Below are 16,311 nucleotides of genomic sequence, written 5' to 3'. Positions count from 1 at the left end.
CGGCGGCGCCCAGACAGCCGAGGGATCGACCCTGATGAACGCCCAGGACCGGCCCCGGTCCGGCATCAATGCGACCAACCGGGGGCACCCCCGCGTTGCCGCCGATGGATGCGCTGGAGGACGACGTGCTGCACGGCGCCGCCTCCCCACGCCGCCCGGGCAGCCGTCTCGCCTGCCAGTTGACCGTCACCGAGGAACTGGACGGGTTGCTCGTCGATCTGCCGCCACGGCAGACCTGAGCTCGTCGTCGGCCTTCCGGCGCGGCGGCCCGGCCGGCCGGCGGGAGTGGCAGACACGGCCTGTTCCGCGGTGGCGATCGCGGCGTCCAGATCGGCGAGCGCCCCGCTGCGGTCGTAGCGGCTGCTCAGCGCGAGTACCAGCGTGGACTGGGCCCCAGGTCGTTCGATGTGGCCGACCGGCGTGCTGCGCACCGCCTCCTCGGCAGCCAGGACGGCGGCGTCCAGGTCGGCCTGCGCTCCGGTCCTGTCGTAGCGCAGACGCAGTGCGTTCGACAGATTGTTCAGCCGGCCGGCGCCTCCGGCAGGTGCGGCGGCGCGCAGGACAGCGATGGCCTCGTCGAGGTCCCCGGAGCCACCCGTGCGTTCGGCGCGCTCGTGCAGCGCGTTGCCGAGGCTGAGGAGAGCGAGGGCACGATCGGGGTGGTCATCGGGGACGGCGTCAACGGTGGCCCTGGCCAGTCGGACGGCGGCGTCATGGCCCTGTCCGGTCCGTTCGGCCCTGGCCTGTACGGCGGCTCCGAGGTTGGACCGGATCGCCGGCAGCTCGGGGTGCCCGGCAGGAGCGGTGCGCACCGCCTCCTCGCCGACGTCGATCGCCGCGCGCAGGTCTCCGTCGTCGCCGGTGCGTTCGAATCGTGTCAGGACAGCTGTCCCGAGGTTGGACAGGTACGTGATCCGGTCGGGGTTGTCGGGGGCCGTGCCGTCGACGGCGGCGCGACAGGCCTCGATGGACTCGTCCAGGTCGGTGTCGTCGCCCGTGTGCTCGTGGCGGCACAGCAGCGCCATCGCCAGATTGGACAGGCACACGCCACGGTTGAGGTCGTCGGCCGAGACGTCGACGGCGAGCCGCTGACCGATCCTGATGGCCTCGTCGAGATCAGCGGGTACGTCGAGACGTTCGGCACGCGCAGCCAGCATGATCGCCAGACTTGAACGCAGCGGCGTCCGGCGTGAGTGGTCGTCGGGAATGGCAGCCAGGATGCGCCGGAACAGGTCGATCGTGGCGGTCAGGTGCGGGGTGTCGGCGGCCTCGGGGCCCGATCCGTACCAGTCGATGGCCGTGCGGACCGCCTCTGCGGCGAGGACCGGCACCAGCAGTGCCGGCAGATCCTCCATGCCGGCGACGAAACAGGGGCCGAGCAGGTCGGCGGCCTGATCGAGATCGGCCTCAACGTGCTCGGCCTCGAAACGGGCGAAGTGAAGCAGGCCGAGTGGGTGAGCGGCCTCAAGGTCTCCGTCGCGCAGGACGGACGCGAGCCCGCGGGCGTCCGCAAGCGCGTCCGGACCGGTCACCTCGCCGCGCGCGAGCCGGACCTGCACCGCCGCAAGACGCTTCCCTCGAGTCCCCGCCATATTCCCCCGCCGGACCGGTCCCGAGGGCGAGAGTAGTCCGACTTCCCAGCCCCCGGCGGCGTTTTGCATGTGCTCACCGATGGAAACCCGGTAACGAGTCCGTTGGCCGACACCGCATCGGTTGGATCAGCTTGGTGACGTGGTCTCGGTCCATCGAACTGGGTGGCAAGCCAATCCAACTGTTCCCTCCGCGCCCGATAGTCAGGCATGGCTCGTCCGACCACGCTCTGGAACTCTGGCGAGCGGTCACGATTGTGCAGGTGGGCGAGCTGGCCGCCACCGTGCGGCGATGTCAACGGGGCGGGCTGCGTCACGCGCCTTCAGCGTTCGCAAGGTGACATGGATCGGGAGGCACTCTCGATCGTCCTGGTGGAGGCATGCCAGGCTGCCCGGTGCAGGGGTACAGCGGCCGCGCCCAGGCGGCCGAGTCGCCTGGAGATGCCCACGCGTACGGCACAAGTGCCGAACAGGTGGGGAGGCTGCCGGACAGTACGGCGCTCAGGGTTGTATCGCAGCTCACCTCGTCCGCTGCCGTCGCGGGCGGAGTAAAACCTGGCGCCCGGTTAGAGCCGGACACGGTGAACAGCGAAGAGGACAGTGCCGTGACGGCAGTACGCGTCGTTATCCGCGCAGTCTGACAATCCATATGGTCCCGTAGGTATCGTGACCTTGGACGACGAGTGGTTCGAGACCACCGGCCGAGGCCGTGGGACAGGGTTGTTCTCCGTACTCCCTCGGCAGCAGCCCGCAGGGCTCATGCGCCTTCAGGCTGTCGCTCACCCAGGAAGTCCGGCTCGCACGTTGTGGTCACCGATGCGGCGTGGATCCGAACTCGTCGCGAGCAGCATGGTTTCGGCCGATGCTGCTTCTGGAGAACCCGGGTCAGGAAGCCGAACCGTCAAGGCCTAGGCGGATCACGGCGAGTGCCTCGGCGATCTCGACGGTCATCTCGTCGTCGGGGCCGAACACCATGCACATGTCCTCGTGGAGCGGTTCGAGGACCTGCCGGGCTTCGACGGCCCGGCCCTGGGCGAGCAGCAGCATCCCGATGTTGTGCCGCAGTTCCACGGCTTCCTCGCTCACGTCGCTGTCGACGGCCCGTACGACGTTCAGCACGCCCTGGAGCGCGGCGAGCGCGTCGGTGACCTGGCCGAGTTCGGCGCGGCATCGGGCCGCCTGGGCGCGGCAGGCGCGGGCCTGTTCGCCGGTGGGTCCGGCGATGCGGGCGTAGGCGTCGGCGAGGGCGTCGAACTCGGGCAGGGCGGCCCGGTAGTCGCCGCCGAGGAGGCGGATCGCCGCTCGCTGGCGGCGCAGCGCCAGGACCGGCTTGCTCTCGGAGCCGAGGGCGAGGGCCGCGGGTTCGATGACCTCGCCGAGCACCTCGGCGGCCTGCGCGAACCGCTCCTCCTCCAGCAGGGCGTCGGAGCGGGCGTACGCCTCCTTGATGTCCTCGCGCAGCTGGGCGGGGACGGGCACCGGCTGGGCCCCTGGGAGGACGGCTGTCGGCGTGGAACCGCCGGGCGCAGGGGCCTGGGCGCGGGCGCGGGGCGCGAAAGGGTGACGGAACACGCCCGTCGGGTCGGGTGCGCCGACTGGCCCGGCATCGGCCGTGCCGGGCTCCTGGCCCGGCGGCGGGAGGAACGGCAGCAGCCGCGCGTACACCTCCTGCGTGTCGGCGGGCCGCGCCTCGGGCGCCTTGCGCAGCAGGTGCAGGACCAGTTCCTCCAGCGCCTCGGGAACGTCGGGCCGCAGCTGTCGCAGCGGGGTGGGGGCGGAGTTGACGTGCTGGTACATCAGCAGGTACTCGTTCTCCGCCTCGAACGCGAGGCGCCCGCTGAGGAGTTCGTGCAGCACACAGCCCAGCGCGTACAGGTCGGTCCCCGGGGTGATGCGTCCGCCGCGGACCTGCTCGGGCGACATGTACTGGTGGGTGCCGATGGGGCTGCCGGTGGCGGTCAGCTTGGTGACGTCGGTGCGCAGGATCGCCGCGATGCCGAAGTCGAGGACCTTCACGGTGCCGTCGCGTGCGACGAGGATGTTGCCCGGCTTGAGGTCCCGGTGGATGACCGGCACGTCGTGCGCGTACGACAGCACGGTCGCGATCTGCGCGGCGACGGCGGCCGCCCAGCTGACCGGCAGCGGCCGGCCGGGGTCGAGGTAGGCGGACAGCGGTACGCCGTCGACGAGCTCCATCACCAGGAACAGCCGCTCGTACGACGCGTCGAGCACCGCGTCGTACACCTGCGGCACGCCGGGGTGCTGGATGCGCGCGGTGATGCGGGCCTCGCGACGGAAGCGCTTGGCGAACTCCTCGGCCAGTTGCGGGGAGGTGACCGACGCCTGCCGGATGAGCTTCACGGCGACGGGCCGGTCGAGCACGGCGTCGTAGCCGCGCCACACGTCGCCCATGCCGCCGTGGCTGAGCTCCTCCAGGAGTTCGTAACGGTCGGAGATCGCCTCCTGCGGCACCTTGCCCCCGGTGTGCGTGATGAACAGTCACGGTCAGGGGTCAAGTGTGACCGCTGCGTCGATCTGCCGTCCAGCGGGCGCGGAGCGACTGGCCTTGAGCCTGGCGGTGGACGACGGGCAGGAGGGTGCGGCGGCCGGTACGGCCTGGCGCCGGCAGGACGTATGCAATCAGGTAGTCCGAGGGTGACATCCCTCCGTCGTTGACTTTCCCCTTGGTTGGCCCACCCGGCAGGATCGGGGCACATGAGGATACTGGTGCTTGGTGGTACGTGGTTCCTGGGCAAAGAGCTGGTCGTCGGCGCGCTGGCGCGCGGGTGGGAGGTTTCGGCGTTCAACCGGGGCCGGTCGGGGGACGATGTCGTCGGTGTGCATGCGGTGCATGGCGACCGGACCAACCCGGAAGACCTTCAGCGGTTGGCCTCGCACGGCCCGTGGGATGCCGTGGTGGACACGTCGAGTTCCGAACTTCCGCCGCGTGACGTGCTTCTCGCTGCGCGAGCTCTAGCCGATCAGGCGGCGCGGTGGGTGCACGTGTCCACGGTGTCTGTGTACGAGGGTTGGCCGCACCACCCGCTCACGGAGGACTCGCCGCTTCTCGTCTGCCCTGCGGACGCCGACGGCACGTTCGGCTACACGGGCCCGGACGGGTCGCCGACGAAGTACGGGTTTCAGAAGGCGGGCGGAGAGCGAGCAGTGGCCGAAACGCTCGGCGACCGGGCGGTGTTCCTGCGGCCCGGGGTGATCCTCGGCCCCGGCGAGTACGTCGGCCGCCTGCCCTGGTGGCTGACCCGCGCCGAGTGCGGCGGGCGGATCCTCGCGCCGTCCCCGGCCGAGAGGCGGATTCAGCCGGTCGACGTCCGCGACGTGGCCGCCTTCGCATTGGACCAGGCCGCCGCTACGAGCGCCGGCGGAGCCTTCAATGTCGCCCACCCCGAAGGGCTCGACTTCGCCGAGTTCGTGACCGCCTGCCTGACCGTGACCGGAGGCGCGGGGCGGCCCGTGTGGACGGCTCCGGAAGACCTCACCCACTACGGCGTCAAGCAGTGGACGGAACTGCCCCTGTGGCGCACGCACGCCGGGGTGTGGGCCGTCGACCCCTCTCGGGCCGTGGCTGCCGGTCTGCGCTGCCGCCCGCTGGGCGAGACGATCGCCGACACCTGGGCGTGGCTCCAGGCCGGCGGGCGCCCTGTCGAGCATCCCCGGTGGGCTGAACACGGCATCGCCCCCGGGAAAGAGGCGAAGATCCTTGCGTCTCTCTCGGGGGCGAACTGACAGGCGGCGTCAGGCTTCCAGGGCGGCGAGCAGGCCGGAGCCGGTTCCGAGCTGATGCTGTGCGGACAGGCGGGTGAAGTCCTCGATCCGTTCGCCGAGTTCCCCGGCGAGCTGGGCACCCCTGAACGGCTCGCCGGTCAGTGCGCGCCGTACCCGTGCGGTGCGGGTCAGCAGGCCGGTGGCGCGCTGATCGCGCGGTACGACCCACACCTGTTCGAGGGCTTCGGCCGCGCCGTCGAGGTCGCCTCGTAGCAGCCGGGCAGCGGCCAGGTCTGCCCCCGCCCCGCCGATCACGCGGGCCGAGCGCAGCGCCGCCGGTCGCTGGGCTGCCAGCTCCAGCGCCCTCGTGGCGGCGGCCGCCGCCTGGTCCCCGTCGCCGAGCAGGAGGCATGTTGAGCTGTTCGACATCGCGAGACGTTCGGCGGTGAACCCGAACTCTCCGGCCACACCGTCGTGGAGGTCATCCGTTGCCCCCTGCCCGTCGGCCTGCGAAGCGTCCAACGCCCGCTGTGCGGAGGCGGCATCGCCGAGGTACCCGAATGCTCGGGCCTCGATCGCCGCGAGCCTGCGCCGTGCCAGGTCTCCCAACCCCGTGAACATCTGGGCCTGTCGCGCCAAGCGTGCGGCCTCCGCGGGCTGGTTCGAGAAGTACGCGATGTACGCCAGCGTCCCGCCGGCGAATGCGCGCAGCGGATCGAACCGCGCCGTCTCCCCATACAGAGCAGCCGAACGGCACAGGCGCTTCGCCCCGTCCAGTGACCCGAGGTCGAAGGCCGCCGTGGCCAGCAGCGCGCACGCCTGCCCCGCCACGATCAGCAAGTCCTGCGACTGCGCCGGGACCTGCGTCCGGCCGCGCTGTGTCTCGGCCTCCTCACGCAGTTCCCGCGCCCGCTGGAACACATCGAAGGGCGCGGTGCGGCTGTACGCGCGTGCCAGCGTGGCTACGTCGTCTCGCAGTTGGTCAAGGGTCGTGTCCGAGATGGAAGCGGCGGCGGCTTCAGCGGCCTCGCTCTGGGCGTCACGTGCAGTCATCAGGATTTCGTCTTCCAGGTTGAACTTGGGTGCGGGTGCCACTGAGGGAGGCGCCTCGAACAAGGCCGCCGCGTCGACCCCGAACATGTGCTCCAGCACGGTGCACGCCTCCGGCCCCGGAAGGGTCTGGACCCGACCGGCCGTCCAGCGCCGAAACTGCGCCTCGGACACCGTCAGATTCCGGGATCCCTCAGTAAGCACCTGGGCTGCCGCGCGGCGGAAAGCACGCTCGAAGTCCACATAACGCCAACGCCGTTGATCCACTAAGACCTTCAGCAGCGTCCGAGCTGTCTTACTCATGCCGCTCCCTGACCTCTCGGCGCTTTCGCGCTGGCGCTTCCCTCACTGGAAGGGGAACCGCCAACCCTTCGGCAGCGCAACACCCCCACCGCACATGACACGTTGACGCTACCCCCGCGCCACGCAGGTCACCTGAAAGAGCGTCAGATGGCACCCGGTAGGGCGTGGCGAAGCTGCCCGGGCCGGGCGCAATCTGTCCCTCGCCGCTCGCCGCTCCGCAGCTGCAACTACCCGGAGCCGACGGCGTACGGCCCCGCCCGCTCCCCGATCCCCGCCGGGGCGGGCCGGGGCGCCGACCGCGACTGCAAGGGCGAGGCAAACGACCCATGACGACGCGAAGCACCACCCCCACACCCGTAGCCGACGAACTCGTGGACGCCCTTGCGATCCACTTGGAGAGGCTGAGCGACCGGCAGCGCGAGGGCCGCTCGTGCTGCTGGTGCAGCGGTACCCCGGACCGCCGGTTCCCCGTCCGGATACTGCGCGTGGCCGGTGTCCGCCTGCATGCGTGCATCCTGTGTGCGGGCATGTACGGCGTGCAGGAGTCGGCGTCGTGAACCTGATCGCCCCGAGCTTGCCGTTCGGTCCCACCGAGCACACCGTGCCCACGTACACGCAGACCCTGTCCCTGGTGGCGTCATCCGCAGCCCTGGCCCGCATGTCGACACGCACCACGCTGGCATGCTGGTTGCTCGACGAGCTGGCCGACGACGCCGAGTTGATCGTGTCGGAGCTGGTGACCAACGCCCTACGGCACGCTCGCCCTCCGGCGCCGTCCCAGGACGAGCCGGGCCGGTGCAGGCTGACGCTTCAGCAGCCGGAACCGGACACAGTCTGGGTGTGGGTCACGGATGCTTCGCCGCGCCGCGTCGTACGGCGAGCGCCGGGCGACGGCGATGAGACCGGCCGCGGCCTGGACGTGGTGGATGCACTCGCCTCGGCGTGGGACATCCTCCCGGTGCGCGGCGGCGGCAAAACGCTATGGGCCGAGCTGAAGGCATCCGGCCCGTGATCCTCGACGGACTCGACAAGACCCTCGAAGAAGCCACCACGAAGACACGCCCGCGCCGCCGGAGGCGCCAGTGGGGATGGCGGCAGATCACCGCTCAAGTCCTCTGCGTGGCAGCCGTCACCGTGCTGGTCCTGTCATTGCTCCTGGCCATCCCCAGGGGCCCCTGATCCCCGGCTGCCATACCCCAGCCACCGAAGGGCAGTGCCTCGCGCACGGCTCTGTAAACCGCCCCGGGCCAGGACGTTTTCCCCTCCCCTTGCACTGCCTGCGCCCGGGGTGCACCACCGAACCCATTCGCGACCCCCGTGGGGCCCAGCCGCGCAGGCGGCTGAGCCCCCAGTCCTGCACGGTTACACCGCCTGCGTCGCCATGTGCTCGACGGCACGCAGCTCGTCCATGGCGGATCGGAATGCGGGGTCACCCTTGCTGGTCGTGCCGTGGATCGTGGCGAGAGCACGGCTACGGCGTGCGGAGAGGTCGGGGCGACGCTCGATCTCCACCTGAGCGGCCCAGTGGGTCAGCCAGTGCTGAAGGTGCCCGATCCTGTTGGTCCGAATGGCGGCGGCGAGGGCTTCTTCCTTGTGCTTTTCCATCTCGTCCAGGCGGTGAGGGGCGATCCGGGCGAGCGCCACGCGGACGGCGTCGGGGGTATGTTCGGCGCGAGGGTCCAGCTCCGTGCCGTGGTCCGGCTGTGTGCTCACGATGTCCTCCAAGGTGTGCCCCGGCCAGCATTATCCAGCCGGGGACTACGGGTCAGACGTCGTCGTCCAGGCCCTCCTCGCGGCGGATCATCCGCCAGGCGGCCTTGCGGGCGCTGCGGTCCGGGGCGAGCTCGGCGACGATCAGCGTCAGTGTGTGGTGCGGGTCATGGTCGTAGGGGATGCCCCACGCGTCGAACCGCTGCCCGGCGAGCCGCCGGGCGAGCCGTGCGCCGCGCGGGGTGGAGCTGAACCGCATCGCGAAGTGGCCTGTGGGGCTGGTGGGGTGGGCTACGCGGTCGGGGGAGCGGTCTCACTGTTCATGCCCTCGACGCTCCCCGCGGTGGCGTAGCGTGACCAGTGGTGACGCTCCGCCGCGTTCCGGTTGTACGCGGCGGAGCGGGAGGTGTACGAGGCGCGCCGCGTGATCGGCTCGGGGCGGGTGCGTCGGGCCGGGGAACGGGGCCGGGGAGGCGGTGGGGCCGATGGAGTCGGTGGAGCAGGACGAGGGCGGGGGCGAGCGGGAGGACGCCGGGCCGAGGCCGGAGGACGAGCCGGGATCGGGCGTGGTGACCGCGTTCGGGCGGCAGTTGAAGTTGCTGCGGGTACGGGCGGGCCTGGAACGGCCGGAGTTCGGGAAGCTCGTGGGCTACGCGGGCCAGTCGATCGCCTCCTTCGAGCAAGGGCGGCGGATTCCCTCACCCAGGTTCATCGACCGCGCGGACGAGGTGCTGGACGCCGGGGGCGTCCTCAAGGCGCTGAAGGAGGAGGTGGGGCGGGCACAGTATCCGGCGTTCTTCCGGGACATGGCGCGGTTGGAGGCGGAGGCCGTCGAGTTGTGCTCCTACGACTCCCACGTGGTCAAGGGGCTATTGCAGACGGAGGAGTACACGCGGGCATTGCTCGGCATGCGACGCCCGCTGCTGGACGAGGAGACGATCGAACTGCGGGTGGCTGCGCGGCTCGCTCGGCAGACAATCTTCGAGCGCTGGCCTGCGCCGCTGCTCAGCTTCGTGCTCGAAGAGTCCGTGTTGCGTAAGCCTCTCGGCGGAAAGGCAGTGCTGCGAGGGCAGCTCGAACAGATACTGCTCATCGGCCAGAAGCGCAATGTGGAGATCCAGGTCATGCCGCTCGACCGTGAGGACAACGCGGGAGTGGACGGCCCGTTCACAGTTCTTACGCGCAAGGGCGGCGAGCAGTTCACGTATATGGAGGTCCAGGGGCGCAGCAGCCTGCTGACGGACCGAGAAGAGGTACGTCTCGCCGCCGCGCGCTATGGGATCATCCGGTCGCAGGCTCTCACTCCGCGAGAGTCCCTGGGATTCATCGAGAAGTTGCTGGGAGAGCTATGAACACCACAGAGAGCTCGGATGCCGCTCTGGAACTCACCTGGCGCAAAAGCAGCTACAGCGGCGCTGAGGGGGGCGACTGCGTAGAGATCGCAGCCGCCGTCGACGGCATACACATCCGTGACTCGAAGGTCCGATTCGGACCGGTCCTGACGGTCACCTCCGACGCGTGGGCCGGGCTCGTCCGGCTGGCCGCCGACCAGACCATCTGAGCGTACATCCGTAACCCCGTGGGGGCTCAGTCGCACCGGCGGCTGGGCCCCTCGTCTTGCACGCTTAGCTGAGACAGCAAGACGCCGGCGCTCCGAAGAGCCGGGGACCGATCGCTGGATCAGATCCAGGTCACTTGGCGAAACGCATTCATGCAAGGGAACGACGAGGTCCGGCATTTCGCTGGGCGGTGGTCGGGCAGGACTGCGCGGGCGTCCTCGCCGTGCAGTTCAGTTGTCCGGTTGGTCCCCGGAGTCGGACGGGGTAGACGTCGGCAGGGCATCCTCCTCCCGGAGCAGTTCGATCACGCCGATCGCGTCATCGTCCTGCACGGAGTCGCCGTCGCCGTCGCCGCAGTTCGGGTCACCGGTCAGGTCGCCCCCCGACTTCTCGATCAGGAAGCGTTCGCGATATGCGTCGCGCGCCGAAACAGCGATGCGATCGATGTGCCTGTAGCTCAGCCCTGCGCCGACAGCCATTCCGGCGATGGGCACGAACTGCCCGAGCTTCTTCTTCGTCAGCTGCTGCGTGAAGTTCGCTGCGAAGGACTGGGCGATCTTGGTGAGAACCTTCTCGTTCAACTTGGCCCAAGGAGCGTTCCTTGCCAGCAACTGGGTGAGTTGGGACAGTTCGCGGTACGCGGCCGTCTTCGCCGATGTGCCCGTGGCCATTCCCAGAGCAATCACGGACATCACGAAGAGTTCTTCTTCGGGATCGCTCGGGCAGTAGCCGTAGTAGAGAGCTGTGGCGGCGACCGTTCGCGTGGCAAGGGCGAGCATCATCGCGGTGTCGGCGAGCATCGCCCCGGCTACGGTCCCGAGTCCGGGTGCGGCACCCGCGCCCGCGCCGGCAATTGTTCCGGCGCTGGCGAGCACCTCTCCGCCGGTCACGGCCGCAGCGGATCCGAAGCCGGTTGCCGCTGCCGAGAGCGCGTGGCCATACCGAACCAAGTTGTGCCTCGCGACCTCATCGACGACCCGCAGGTCGAGCTCACGGATCTCGTCCAACCCGGCAATGTCGTGTCCGGTACGTCGATACTGCTCAACGACACGTTTCTTGCTCACTGTCCGGCCTGCGGTGTCTCCCACGACCTTGCCGAGACCCTTTGCGGCTCCGCCATAGGCGGCAGCCACTTTGTCGGCTCCCGGGGTGTTCATCGCCTTCTGGCCGAGCGAAGCGAGTCGGTCCCGGGCCGATTGCGGAAGGAGGTTCCGCACCTGCTTGTTGAGGGAATCCGCCTTCCGCTTCTGGAGTCGGTCCCACTCCCGTTGTTCGTAAGCAGAGAGAATCATGTCGTCACCTCAGTATCAGAGTGCTTGGCAGCGATCCCGCAGATCGCATTCGTCCGGGCGGTGAGGGGCTCCGGGCGAGCGCCACGCGGACGGCGTCGGGGGTACGTTCGGGCCGCGGGACCAGCTAGCTCCGTGCCGTGGTCCGGCTGTGCTCACGATGTCCTTCAGAGGGTGCCCCGGCCGGCATATCCAGCCGGGGCGTACGCATCAGACGTCGTCGTCCAGGCCCTCCTCGCGGCGGATCATCCGCCACGCGGCCTTGCGGGCGCTGCGGTCCAGGCTGGACTTGAAGCCCTTGTCCGGGCCGAAGTACTGGCGGCCCATGCCCGCGATGGTGTCGATGTGGTCGGCCATCTTGTCCGCGAAGACGTTGTCGAAGACGAGGCCGAAGTTCTCCTCGTCGTTGACGACGGCCGCCGCCCGCACCTTCGGGTCGGCCTTGGCCTCCTCGAACGGGCGGATGACGTCCTGCTCCGTGAACTCAGTGCCGAAGCGCTCATTGAACTTCTCGATCAACTGCGAGAGCAGCGACTTCTCCGCTTCCTTGGCGCCGCCCGAGCCGTCGCCGAAGCCCTGCATCATCGTCGGCCCCTCGGCGGTGAGGGAGACGTCGTACTCGCCCGTCTTCTCCACCCGCATATGGCTGAGGTCGATCTCGCCTATGTCCACACCGCCGTCCGCACGGCGCGGCAGCCGGTTGAGGAGGTAGCGGCCGTAGAGGTGCAGCCGCTCCAGCTCGGCGTCCCGGTAGGGGACGATCTGCGCGAGGAAGCCGTACTTCCTGACGTAGTCGTTGAGGTCGGCGCGGAAGCCCTCCGCCGTCTCCTGGTCGTCCTCGTCCTCGCTTTCGAGCAGGGGCGTGAAGCGGGCGACGGCGGGCGAGAGCAGCCGGTACAGCTCGGCGTGCAGCTTCTCCCACTTGGATTGTGACCCTGCGGCCTTCTCCTTGGCGGCGAAGTACGCGGCGGCGAACTCGTCCATCTCCTGCCCGGACAGGATCGGCGCCTGCATGACCCGGCTCTGCGCGGTGTAGAGCAGGTTGGGGTCGGAGGGGAGGGTGTTCGCCTCCTCGAAGTACGGGCGGAAGGAGTCCTGTATGTCGTCGGCGTCGTTGACGAAGTCCAGGACCGCCAGGTCCGCCTGGGTCTTGCGCTCGGCGGTCCGGTTCAGCCGGGACAGGGTCTGGACGGCGGAGATGCCGGTGAGTGTCTTGTTGACGTACATCGTCGTCAGCAGCGGCTGGTCGAAGCCGGTCTGGTACTTCTCCGCCACGACCAGGATCCGGTACTCGCGCTGGCCCGCACCGCCGGCTCGGGCGGCCTTGTCGTCGGCACGCGTGTACGCGAACGCCTTCGGCAGCGCGCTCTCCGACAGCCCGCCGTTCTCCTTCGGCTCGGTGGTCTCCTCGCCGTCGAGGGTGAGCGAGCCGGAGAACGCGACGAGGACACCCAGGTCGGGGTACTTGGTGTCGTAGTCCCGGTCCTTGATGTAGCTCTTGATCGCGCGCGCCATCTCTACGGCGGACTGGCGGGAGGCGGTCACCACCATGGACTTGGCCCGCCCGCCGAGACGGCCCCGGCTGTGCGCCACGAAGTGCTCCACGATCACCTGGGCGTGCTGGGCGACCGTCGAGTCATGGGTCAGCGCGTACCGGGCGAGCAGGCCGTTCGCCTTCGACGGGTCGACCTCCCGCTCGTCGGGGTTCTGGTTCACCAGCTTCCAGTACGTGTTGTACGTGACGTAGTTGCGCAGCGGGTCGAGGATGAAGCCCTCCTCGATCGCCTGCCGCATGGAGTACGTGTGGAAGGGCCGGTAGGTCGCCTTGCCGTCGATGTCCTGGAGCGTGCCGAAGAGTTCGAGGGTCTTGGCCTTCGGCGTGGCGGTGAACGCGAAGTAGGAGAGGTTCGCGGCGCGGGAACGCTGCTCGGCCCGCTTCTTGAGCTGCTCGTCGAGGGTGGCGGCCTCGGCCTTGACCGTGGTCGCGCCCGCGTCCTCCGAGTCGGAGTCCAGGCCGAGGTCACGCAGAGCGGCCCGTACGTCCTTGGCGGCGTCGCCGGACTGCGATGAGTGCGCCTCGTCCACGATGATCGCGAAGTGACTGCCCCGGATCTCTGTGGGGTTGCGCTCGATGTACGAGATCAGCGCCGGGAACGAGTGCAGGGTGACGGTGACGATCTTCCCAGTGTCGCGGGAGAGGGCCTTGGCGAGCTGCTCGCCCTTCGCCCCGTGCTTCTCGTCGATCTTCACGACGAGGCCCGCGGTCTGCTCGAAACTGCCGACCGTTTCGCGGAGTTGCGCGTCCAGGTTGCGGCGGTCGGTGATGACGATGACGTTGTCGAAGACCGGCACGCCCGGCTTGAGGCCCTTGGCCACGGCCTCGGCGTCGAGTTCGCGGGGGTCGGTGGGGGTGTGCAGGTCGCTGAGGCGGTGCGCGAGCCAGCCGATGGTGTTCGACTTGCCCGAGCCGGCCGAGGCCATGACCAGGTGGTCGTGACCGGCGCCGTGCGTTGCGGCGTGCGCGGTGAGCTTCTTGACTGCGTCCCACTGCTGGAACCGAGGGAAGACCATCGTCTTGGTAGTGCCGCCGCCGGGCGTCTTGCTCTTGTGCAGGTGCACGAACCGCTGGAGCAGGTCCAACCAGTTGTCCGGCTGCCAGACCTGCTCCCAGAGGTAGGAGGTCGCGTACGTGCCGTAGGCGGTCGGGGCCGGGTTGCCCGCGCCGCCCGGCTGACCGGGGCCGTTGGAGCCGGTGTTGAAGGGGAGGAAGCGGGTGTTCTTGCCCTTGAGCTGGGTGGCGACGAAGACCAGGTCCGGGTCGACGGCGAAGTTCGCGACGACACGACGCGTGAAGATCAGCTCGGTGGGGTCGCGGTCCGTGCGGTACTGCTCCTTGGCCTGCTCCACCCCTTGCTTGGTCAGCGGGTTCTTCAACTCGGCTGTGGCGACGGGGATTCCGTTGAGGAGCAGGGTGAGGTCGAGCCGGTTGCCCCAGTCGGCCTGCTTCGTCGCGTACTCGAGTTCGCGGACGACGGTGAGGCGGTTGGCTCGGTAGCCGTCCAGCACGGAGTCGTGGGCGACGAGGTTGGGCTTGAAGTACGCGACGCGGAGGAGGACGCCCCGGTCCTTGACGCCGTTACGGAGCACATCGAGAAGCCCGTTGGTGGCAATGGCCTGGTCGAGGCGGCCGGCGAACCCACGCTGCGCCTCGTTCGGGTCGCCGCCGTAGACGGTGAGCAGCTCGCTCCACTCGTCGGGCTGGGTCGCCCCGATGAACGTGAACAACTCGTTGGTGTCCAGGCCGAGATCGGCCCGGTAATCCTGCGGGCGAGCCTCGCGCCAACCGCGCTCGACCATGGCGGCGACGATGGCGTCCCCGAAGGCGGACTCCGTGTGGATGGGGCTCATGGCTACGCGTTCACCCGTTTCTTGTGGAGGATGCCCCGGCGTTCACGCCGTGGAGGAGAGGAATCGCATCCGGGCGTCGCGACGCGGAGCGTCGCCGTATCCGGTTCTGGGCGCGGAGTATCCCTACAGCTGACCGATGGAGCCAGGGTGATACGAACGCGTGTGCCAGTGATCGCTGGTTGGGGTGGTGGCTGCGCGATTGGGGTACGGGTGTGCGGCGGTCGCACATACGGTCTCGTCCGAGGGCTCGGGAGGCCATGGTCTTCCTGCCGGGGAGCGTGAGGGGGGAACAGATGGCAGAGGTGAGGGCGGCTGCGGAGGCCGGGTATGCCCGCTACACCTACCGTCTGCGCGTGTCGTCGACCGCCCGCGCTGGGCTGCTCGCGGAGTGGGCGCGGTGCCGGTGGATCTGGAATGAATGCTGCGCCCGCTCGAAGAAGGCCCACCACGAAGGCGAGAAGTGCGGCCCGGCCCGGCTGGGTAAGGTGCTGACCGAGGCCCGCACCGCGAACGCGTGGCTGCGCGCGGGCAGCTCGGTGCCGCAGCAGCAGATCATCCGCGACTTCGCCAAATCCCGCGCGAAGGCCCTGAAGGACGTCAGGACCCGGCTGCCGCAGCAGCAGCGCGCCGGGATGCCGAAGTACAAGAAGAAGCACGCGGCCGACCCGACGCTGAACTACACCCAGCGCGGGTTCCGTCTGAAGGACGGCCGCCTGCAACTCGCGGGCGGGATCGTACTGGCGGTGGTGTGGTCGAGGGACCTGCCCAAGTCGCTGTCCTCCGTTCGCGTCTACCGCGACAGCCTCGGCCACTGGTACGCCTCGTTCGTCGTGGTGACGAGCACCGAGGCGCTGCCTGCCACCGGGCAGGACATCGGCATCGACTGGGGCGTCAAGGAAACCGCGACCACCACCAGCGACACCCACGACCTTGCCCACGCCCAGCACGGCAAGAACGCGGCCCAGCGCCTGGCCTGCTACCAGCGGATGATGGCCCGCAGAAAGCCCAAGCGCGGACAGCCCGGATCGAAGGGCTACCAGGAAGCGAAGCGGCAGACCGCGAAGCTGCACAAGAAGGTCGCGCGGCAGCGTGAGGACACCGGACGCAAGTGGGCGAAGAAGGTCGTGACCGACCACGACCGCCTCGCGGTGGAGGACTTCCGGCCGAAGTTCCTCGCCAAGTCGACCATGGCCCGCAAAGCGGCCGACGCCGCGATCGGCGCGACCAAGCAGGCTCTGATCCACATGGCCCGCAAGCACGGCCGTGAACTGCACCTCGTACACCCCGCGCACACCACCATGGACTGCGCACAGTGCGGAGCGAGAACCAAGCACGCACTACCTCTCTCAGAACGAACTTACGCCTGCACGGCGTGCGGAGCCGTGTCCCCCAGGGACAAGAACTCCGCCCGCGTGATGCTCGCCCGGGCTGGTCTCAACCCGGCTGGTGCTGATCGTGTAAGAGCTGACGGACCGCTGGTACGCAGCCAACGTGAGCCAGGAATCCCCTCCCTTCAGGGAGGGGAGGATTCAATCCGTCCGTTACGTTGCGCCCCCGCTGGCGGTGGAGACGTCGAATTGGCCGGTTACGGCGGCGGCGATGAGGGCTTGGCGGCGTTCTGTCAGCAGTTCGACTTGTCGGCGAACCTTGTCGGTGAGGTTGTCGATGCGTGAGTTCTGC

The 16,311-nt window shown here is 69.2% G+C and carries 14 protein-coding genes; 7 read left to right on the top strand and 7 right to left on the bottom strand.

Annotation, left to right across the window (positions count from 1 at the left end; translation table 11 throughout):
- Positions 1-65 precede the first annotated feature (65 nt).
- Together OG390_RS28910 and OG390_RS28905 are read right to left on the bottom strand one after the other, a co-directional pair.
- Complete coding sequence (locus OG390_RS28910) at positions 66-1,559, bottom strand: tetratricopeptide repeat protein (RefSeq protein ID WP_406172386.1); 1,494 nt, start codon at positions 1,557-1,559, stop codon at positions 66-68.
- Between the two features lie 915 nt (positions 1,560-2,474).
- Complete coding sequence (locus OG390_RS28905; RefSeq protein WP_406172384.1) at positions 2,475-4,061, bottom strand: serine/threonine-protein kinase; 1,587 nt, start codon at positions 4,059-4,061, stop codon at positions 2,475-2,477.
- Positions 4,062-4,304: 243 nt separating this feature from the next.
- On the opposite strand from OG390_RS28905, the gene OG390_RS28900 reads away from it, so the two are divergent.
- The gene (locus OG390_RS28900; RefSeq protein ID WP_406172382.1) at positions 4,305-5,333 is read left to right on the top strand and encodes an NAD-dependent epimerase/dehydratase family protein; all 1,029 of its coding nucleotides are present in this window, start codon (positions 4,305-4,307) and stop codon (positions 5,331-5,333) included.
- Positions 5,334-5,342: 9 nt separating this feature from the next.
- Here the strand turns inward: OG390_RS28900 and OG390_RS28895 are convergent, their stop codons facing one another.
- Positions 5,343-6,665 (bottom strand): DNA-binding protein, encoded by a 1,323-nt coding sequence (locus tag OG390_RS28895; protein ID WP_406172380.1) that lies wholly within the window; start codon positions 6,663-6,665, stop codon positions 5,343-5,345.
- A gap of 326 nt (positions 6,666-6,991) precedes the next feature.
- Between OG390_RS28895 and OG390_RS28890 the strand changes: the two genes are divergently transcribed.
- The 3 genes from OG390_RS28890 to OG390_RS28880 are packed head-to-tail and all read left to right on the top strand — an operon-like array spanning position 6,992 to position 7,844.
- On the top strand, positions 6,992-7,222 hold the full coding sequence (locus tag OG390_RS28890; RefSeq protein ID WP_406172378.1) for a hypothetical protein: 231 nt from the start codon (positions 6,992-6,994) through the stop codon (positions 7,220-7,222).
- Positions 7,219-7,677, top strand: coding sequence for an ATP-binding protein (locus OG390_RS28885; protein ID WP_406172376.1), 459 nt, complete (start codon positions 7,219-7,221; stop codon positions 7,675-7,677). Before OG390_RS28890 ends, OG390_RS28885 begins: the two co-directional genes overlap by 4 nt.
- Positions 7,674-7,844, top strand: coding sequence for a hypothetical protein (locus OG390_RS28880; protein ID WP_406172374.1), 171 nt, complete (start codon positions 7,674-7,676; stop codon positions 7,842-7,844). Before OG390_RS28885 ends, OG390_RS28880 begins: the two co-directional genes overlap by 4 nt.
- A 183-nt stretch (positions 7,845-8,027) precedes the next feature.
- Here the strand turns inward: OG390_RS28880 and OG390_RS28875 are convergent, their stop codons facing one another.
- Positions 8,028-8,378, bottom strand: a complete 351-nt coding sequence (locus tag OG390_RS28875) for a hypothetical protein (RefSeq protein ID WP_406172372.1) — start codon at positions 8,376-8,378, stop codon at positions 8,028-8,030.
- Between the two features lie 52 nt (positions 8,379-8,430).
- Entirely contained in the window at positions 8,431-8,634 is a 204-nt protein-coding gene (locus OG390_RS28870; protein ID WP_406172370.1) for a hypothetical protein, read from the bottom strand.
- A 226-nt stretch (positions 8,635-8,860) separates the two neighbouring features.
- On the opposite strand from OG390_RS28870, the gene OG390_RS28865 reads away from it, so the two are divergent.
- Together OG390_RS28865 and OG390_RS28860 are read left to right on the top strand one after the other, a co-directional pair.
- Positions 8,861-9,727, top strand: a complete 867-nt coding sequence (locus tag OG390_RS28865; protein WP_406172368.1) for a helix-turn-helix domain-containing protein — start codon at positions 8,861-8,863, stop codon at positions 9,725-9,727.
- Complete coding sequence (locus OG390_RS28860; RefSeq protein WP_406172367.1) at positions 9,724-9,936, top strand: DUF397 domain-containing protein; 213 nt, start codon at positions 9,724-9,726, stop codon at positions 9,934-9,936. Before OG390_RS28865 ends, OG390_RS28860 begins: the two co-directional genes overlap by 4 nt.
- 228 nt (positions 9,937-10,164) lie before the next feature.
- Here OG390_RS28860 and OG390_RS28855 read toward each other — a convergent pair whose 3' ends face one another.
- On the bottom strand, positions 10,165-11,226 hold the full coding sequence (locus OG390_RS28855) for an EcsC family protein (RefSeq protein WP_406172365.1): 1,062 nt from the start codon (positions 11,224-11,226) through the stop codon (positions 10,165-10,167).
- Between the two features lie 207 nt (positions 11,227-11,433).
- A complete protein-coding gene (locus OG390_RS28850; protein ID WP_406172363.1) occupies positions 11,434-14,631 on the bottom strand; it encodes a type I restriction endonuclease subunit R in 3,198 nt (1,065 codons plus the stop codon).
- 293 nt (positions 14,632-14,924) lie between these two features.
- Between OG390_RS28850 and OG390_RS28845 the strand changes: the two genes are divergently transcribed.
- Positions 14,925-16,304 (top strand): RNA-guided endonuclease InsQ/TnpB family protein, encoded by a 1,380-nt coding sequence (locus OG390_RS28845; protein ID WP_406172361.1) that lies wholly within the window; start codon positions 14,925-14,927, stop codon positions 16,302-16,304.
- Positions 16,305-16,311: the final 7 nt, after the last annotated feature.

It is taken from the genome of Streptomyces sp. NBC_00996, from assembly GCF_045162675.1.
GTDB lineage: Bacteria > Actinomycetota > Actinomycetes > Streptomycetales > Streptomycetaceae > Streptomyces.
Note: the sequence above shows the minus strand (reverse complement) of the source record. Positions and strands in the feature narration are given on the sequence as shown.

Excerpts from the sequence above, each read along its gene's own strand:
- OG390_RS28855 (WP_406172365.1), bottom strand. The coding sequence starts at position 11,226 with ATGATTCTCTCTGCTTACGAACAACGGGAGTGGGACCGACTCCAGAAG.
- OG390_RS28850 (WP_406172363.1), bottom strand. The coding sequence starts at position 14,631 with ATGAGCCCCATCCACACGGAGTCCGCCTTCGGGGACGCCATCGTCGCC.
- OG390_RS28870 (WP_406172370.1), bottom strand. The coding sequence starts at position 8,634 with ATGCGGTTCAGCTCCACCCCGCGCGGCGCACGGCTCGCCCGGCGGCTC.
- OG390_RS28895 (WP_406172380.1), bottom strand. The coding sequence starts at position 6,665 with ATGAGTAAGACAGCTCGGACGCTGCTGAAGGTCTTAGTGGATCAACGG.
- OG390_RS28860 (WP_406172367.1), top strand. The coding sequence starts at position 9,724 with ATGAACACCACAGAGAGCTCGGATGCCGCTCTGGAACTCACCTGGCGC.
- OG390_RS28890 (WP_406172378.1), top strand. The coding sequence starts at position 6,992 with ATGACGACGCGAAGCACCACCCCCACACCCGTAGCCGACGAACTCGTG.
- OG390_RS28845 (WP_406172361.1), top strand. The coding sequence starts at position 14,925 with ATGGCAGAGGTGAGGGCGGCTGCGGAGGCCGGGTATGCCCGCTACACC.
- OG390_RS28865 (WP_406172368.1), top strand. The coding sequence starts at position 8,861 with ATGGAGTCGGTGGAGCAGGACGAGGGCGGGGGCGAGCGGGAGGACGCC.
- OG390_RS28900 (WP_406172382.1), top strand. The coding sequence starts at position 4,305 with ATGAGGATACTGGTGCTTGGTGGTACGTGGTTCCTGGGCAAAGAGCTG.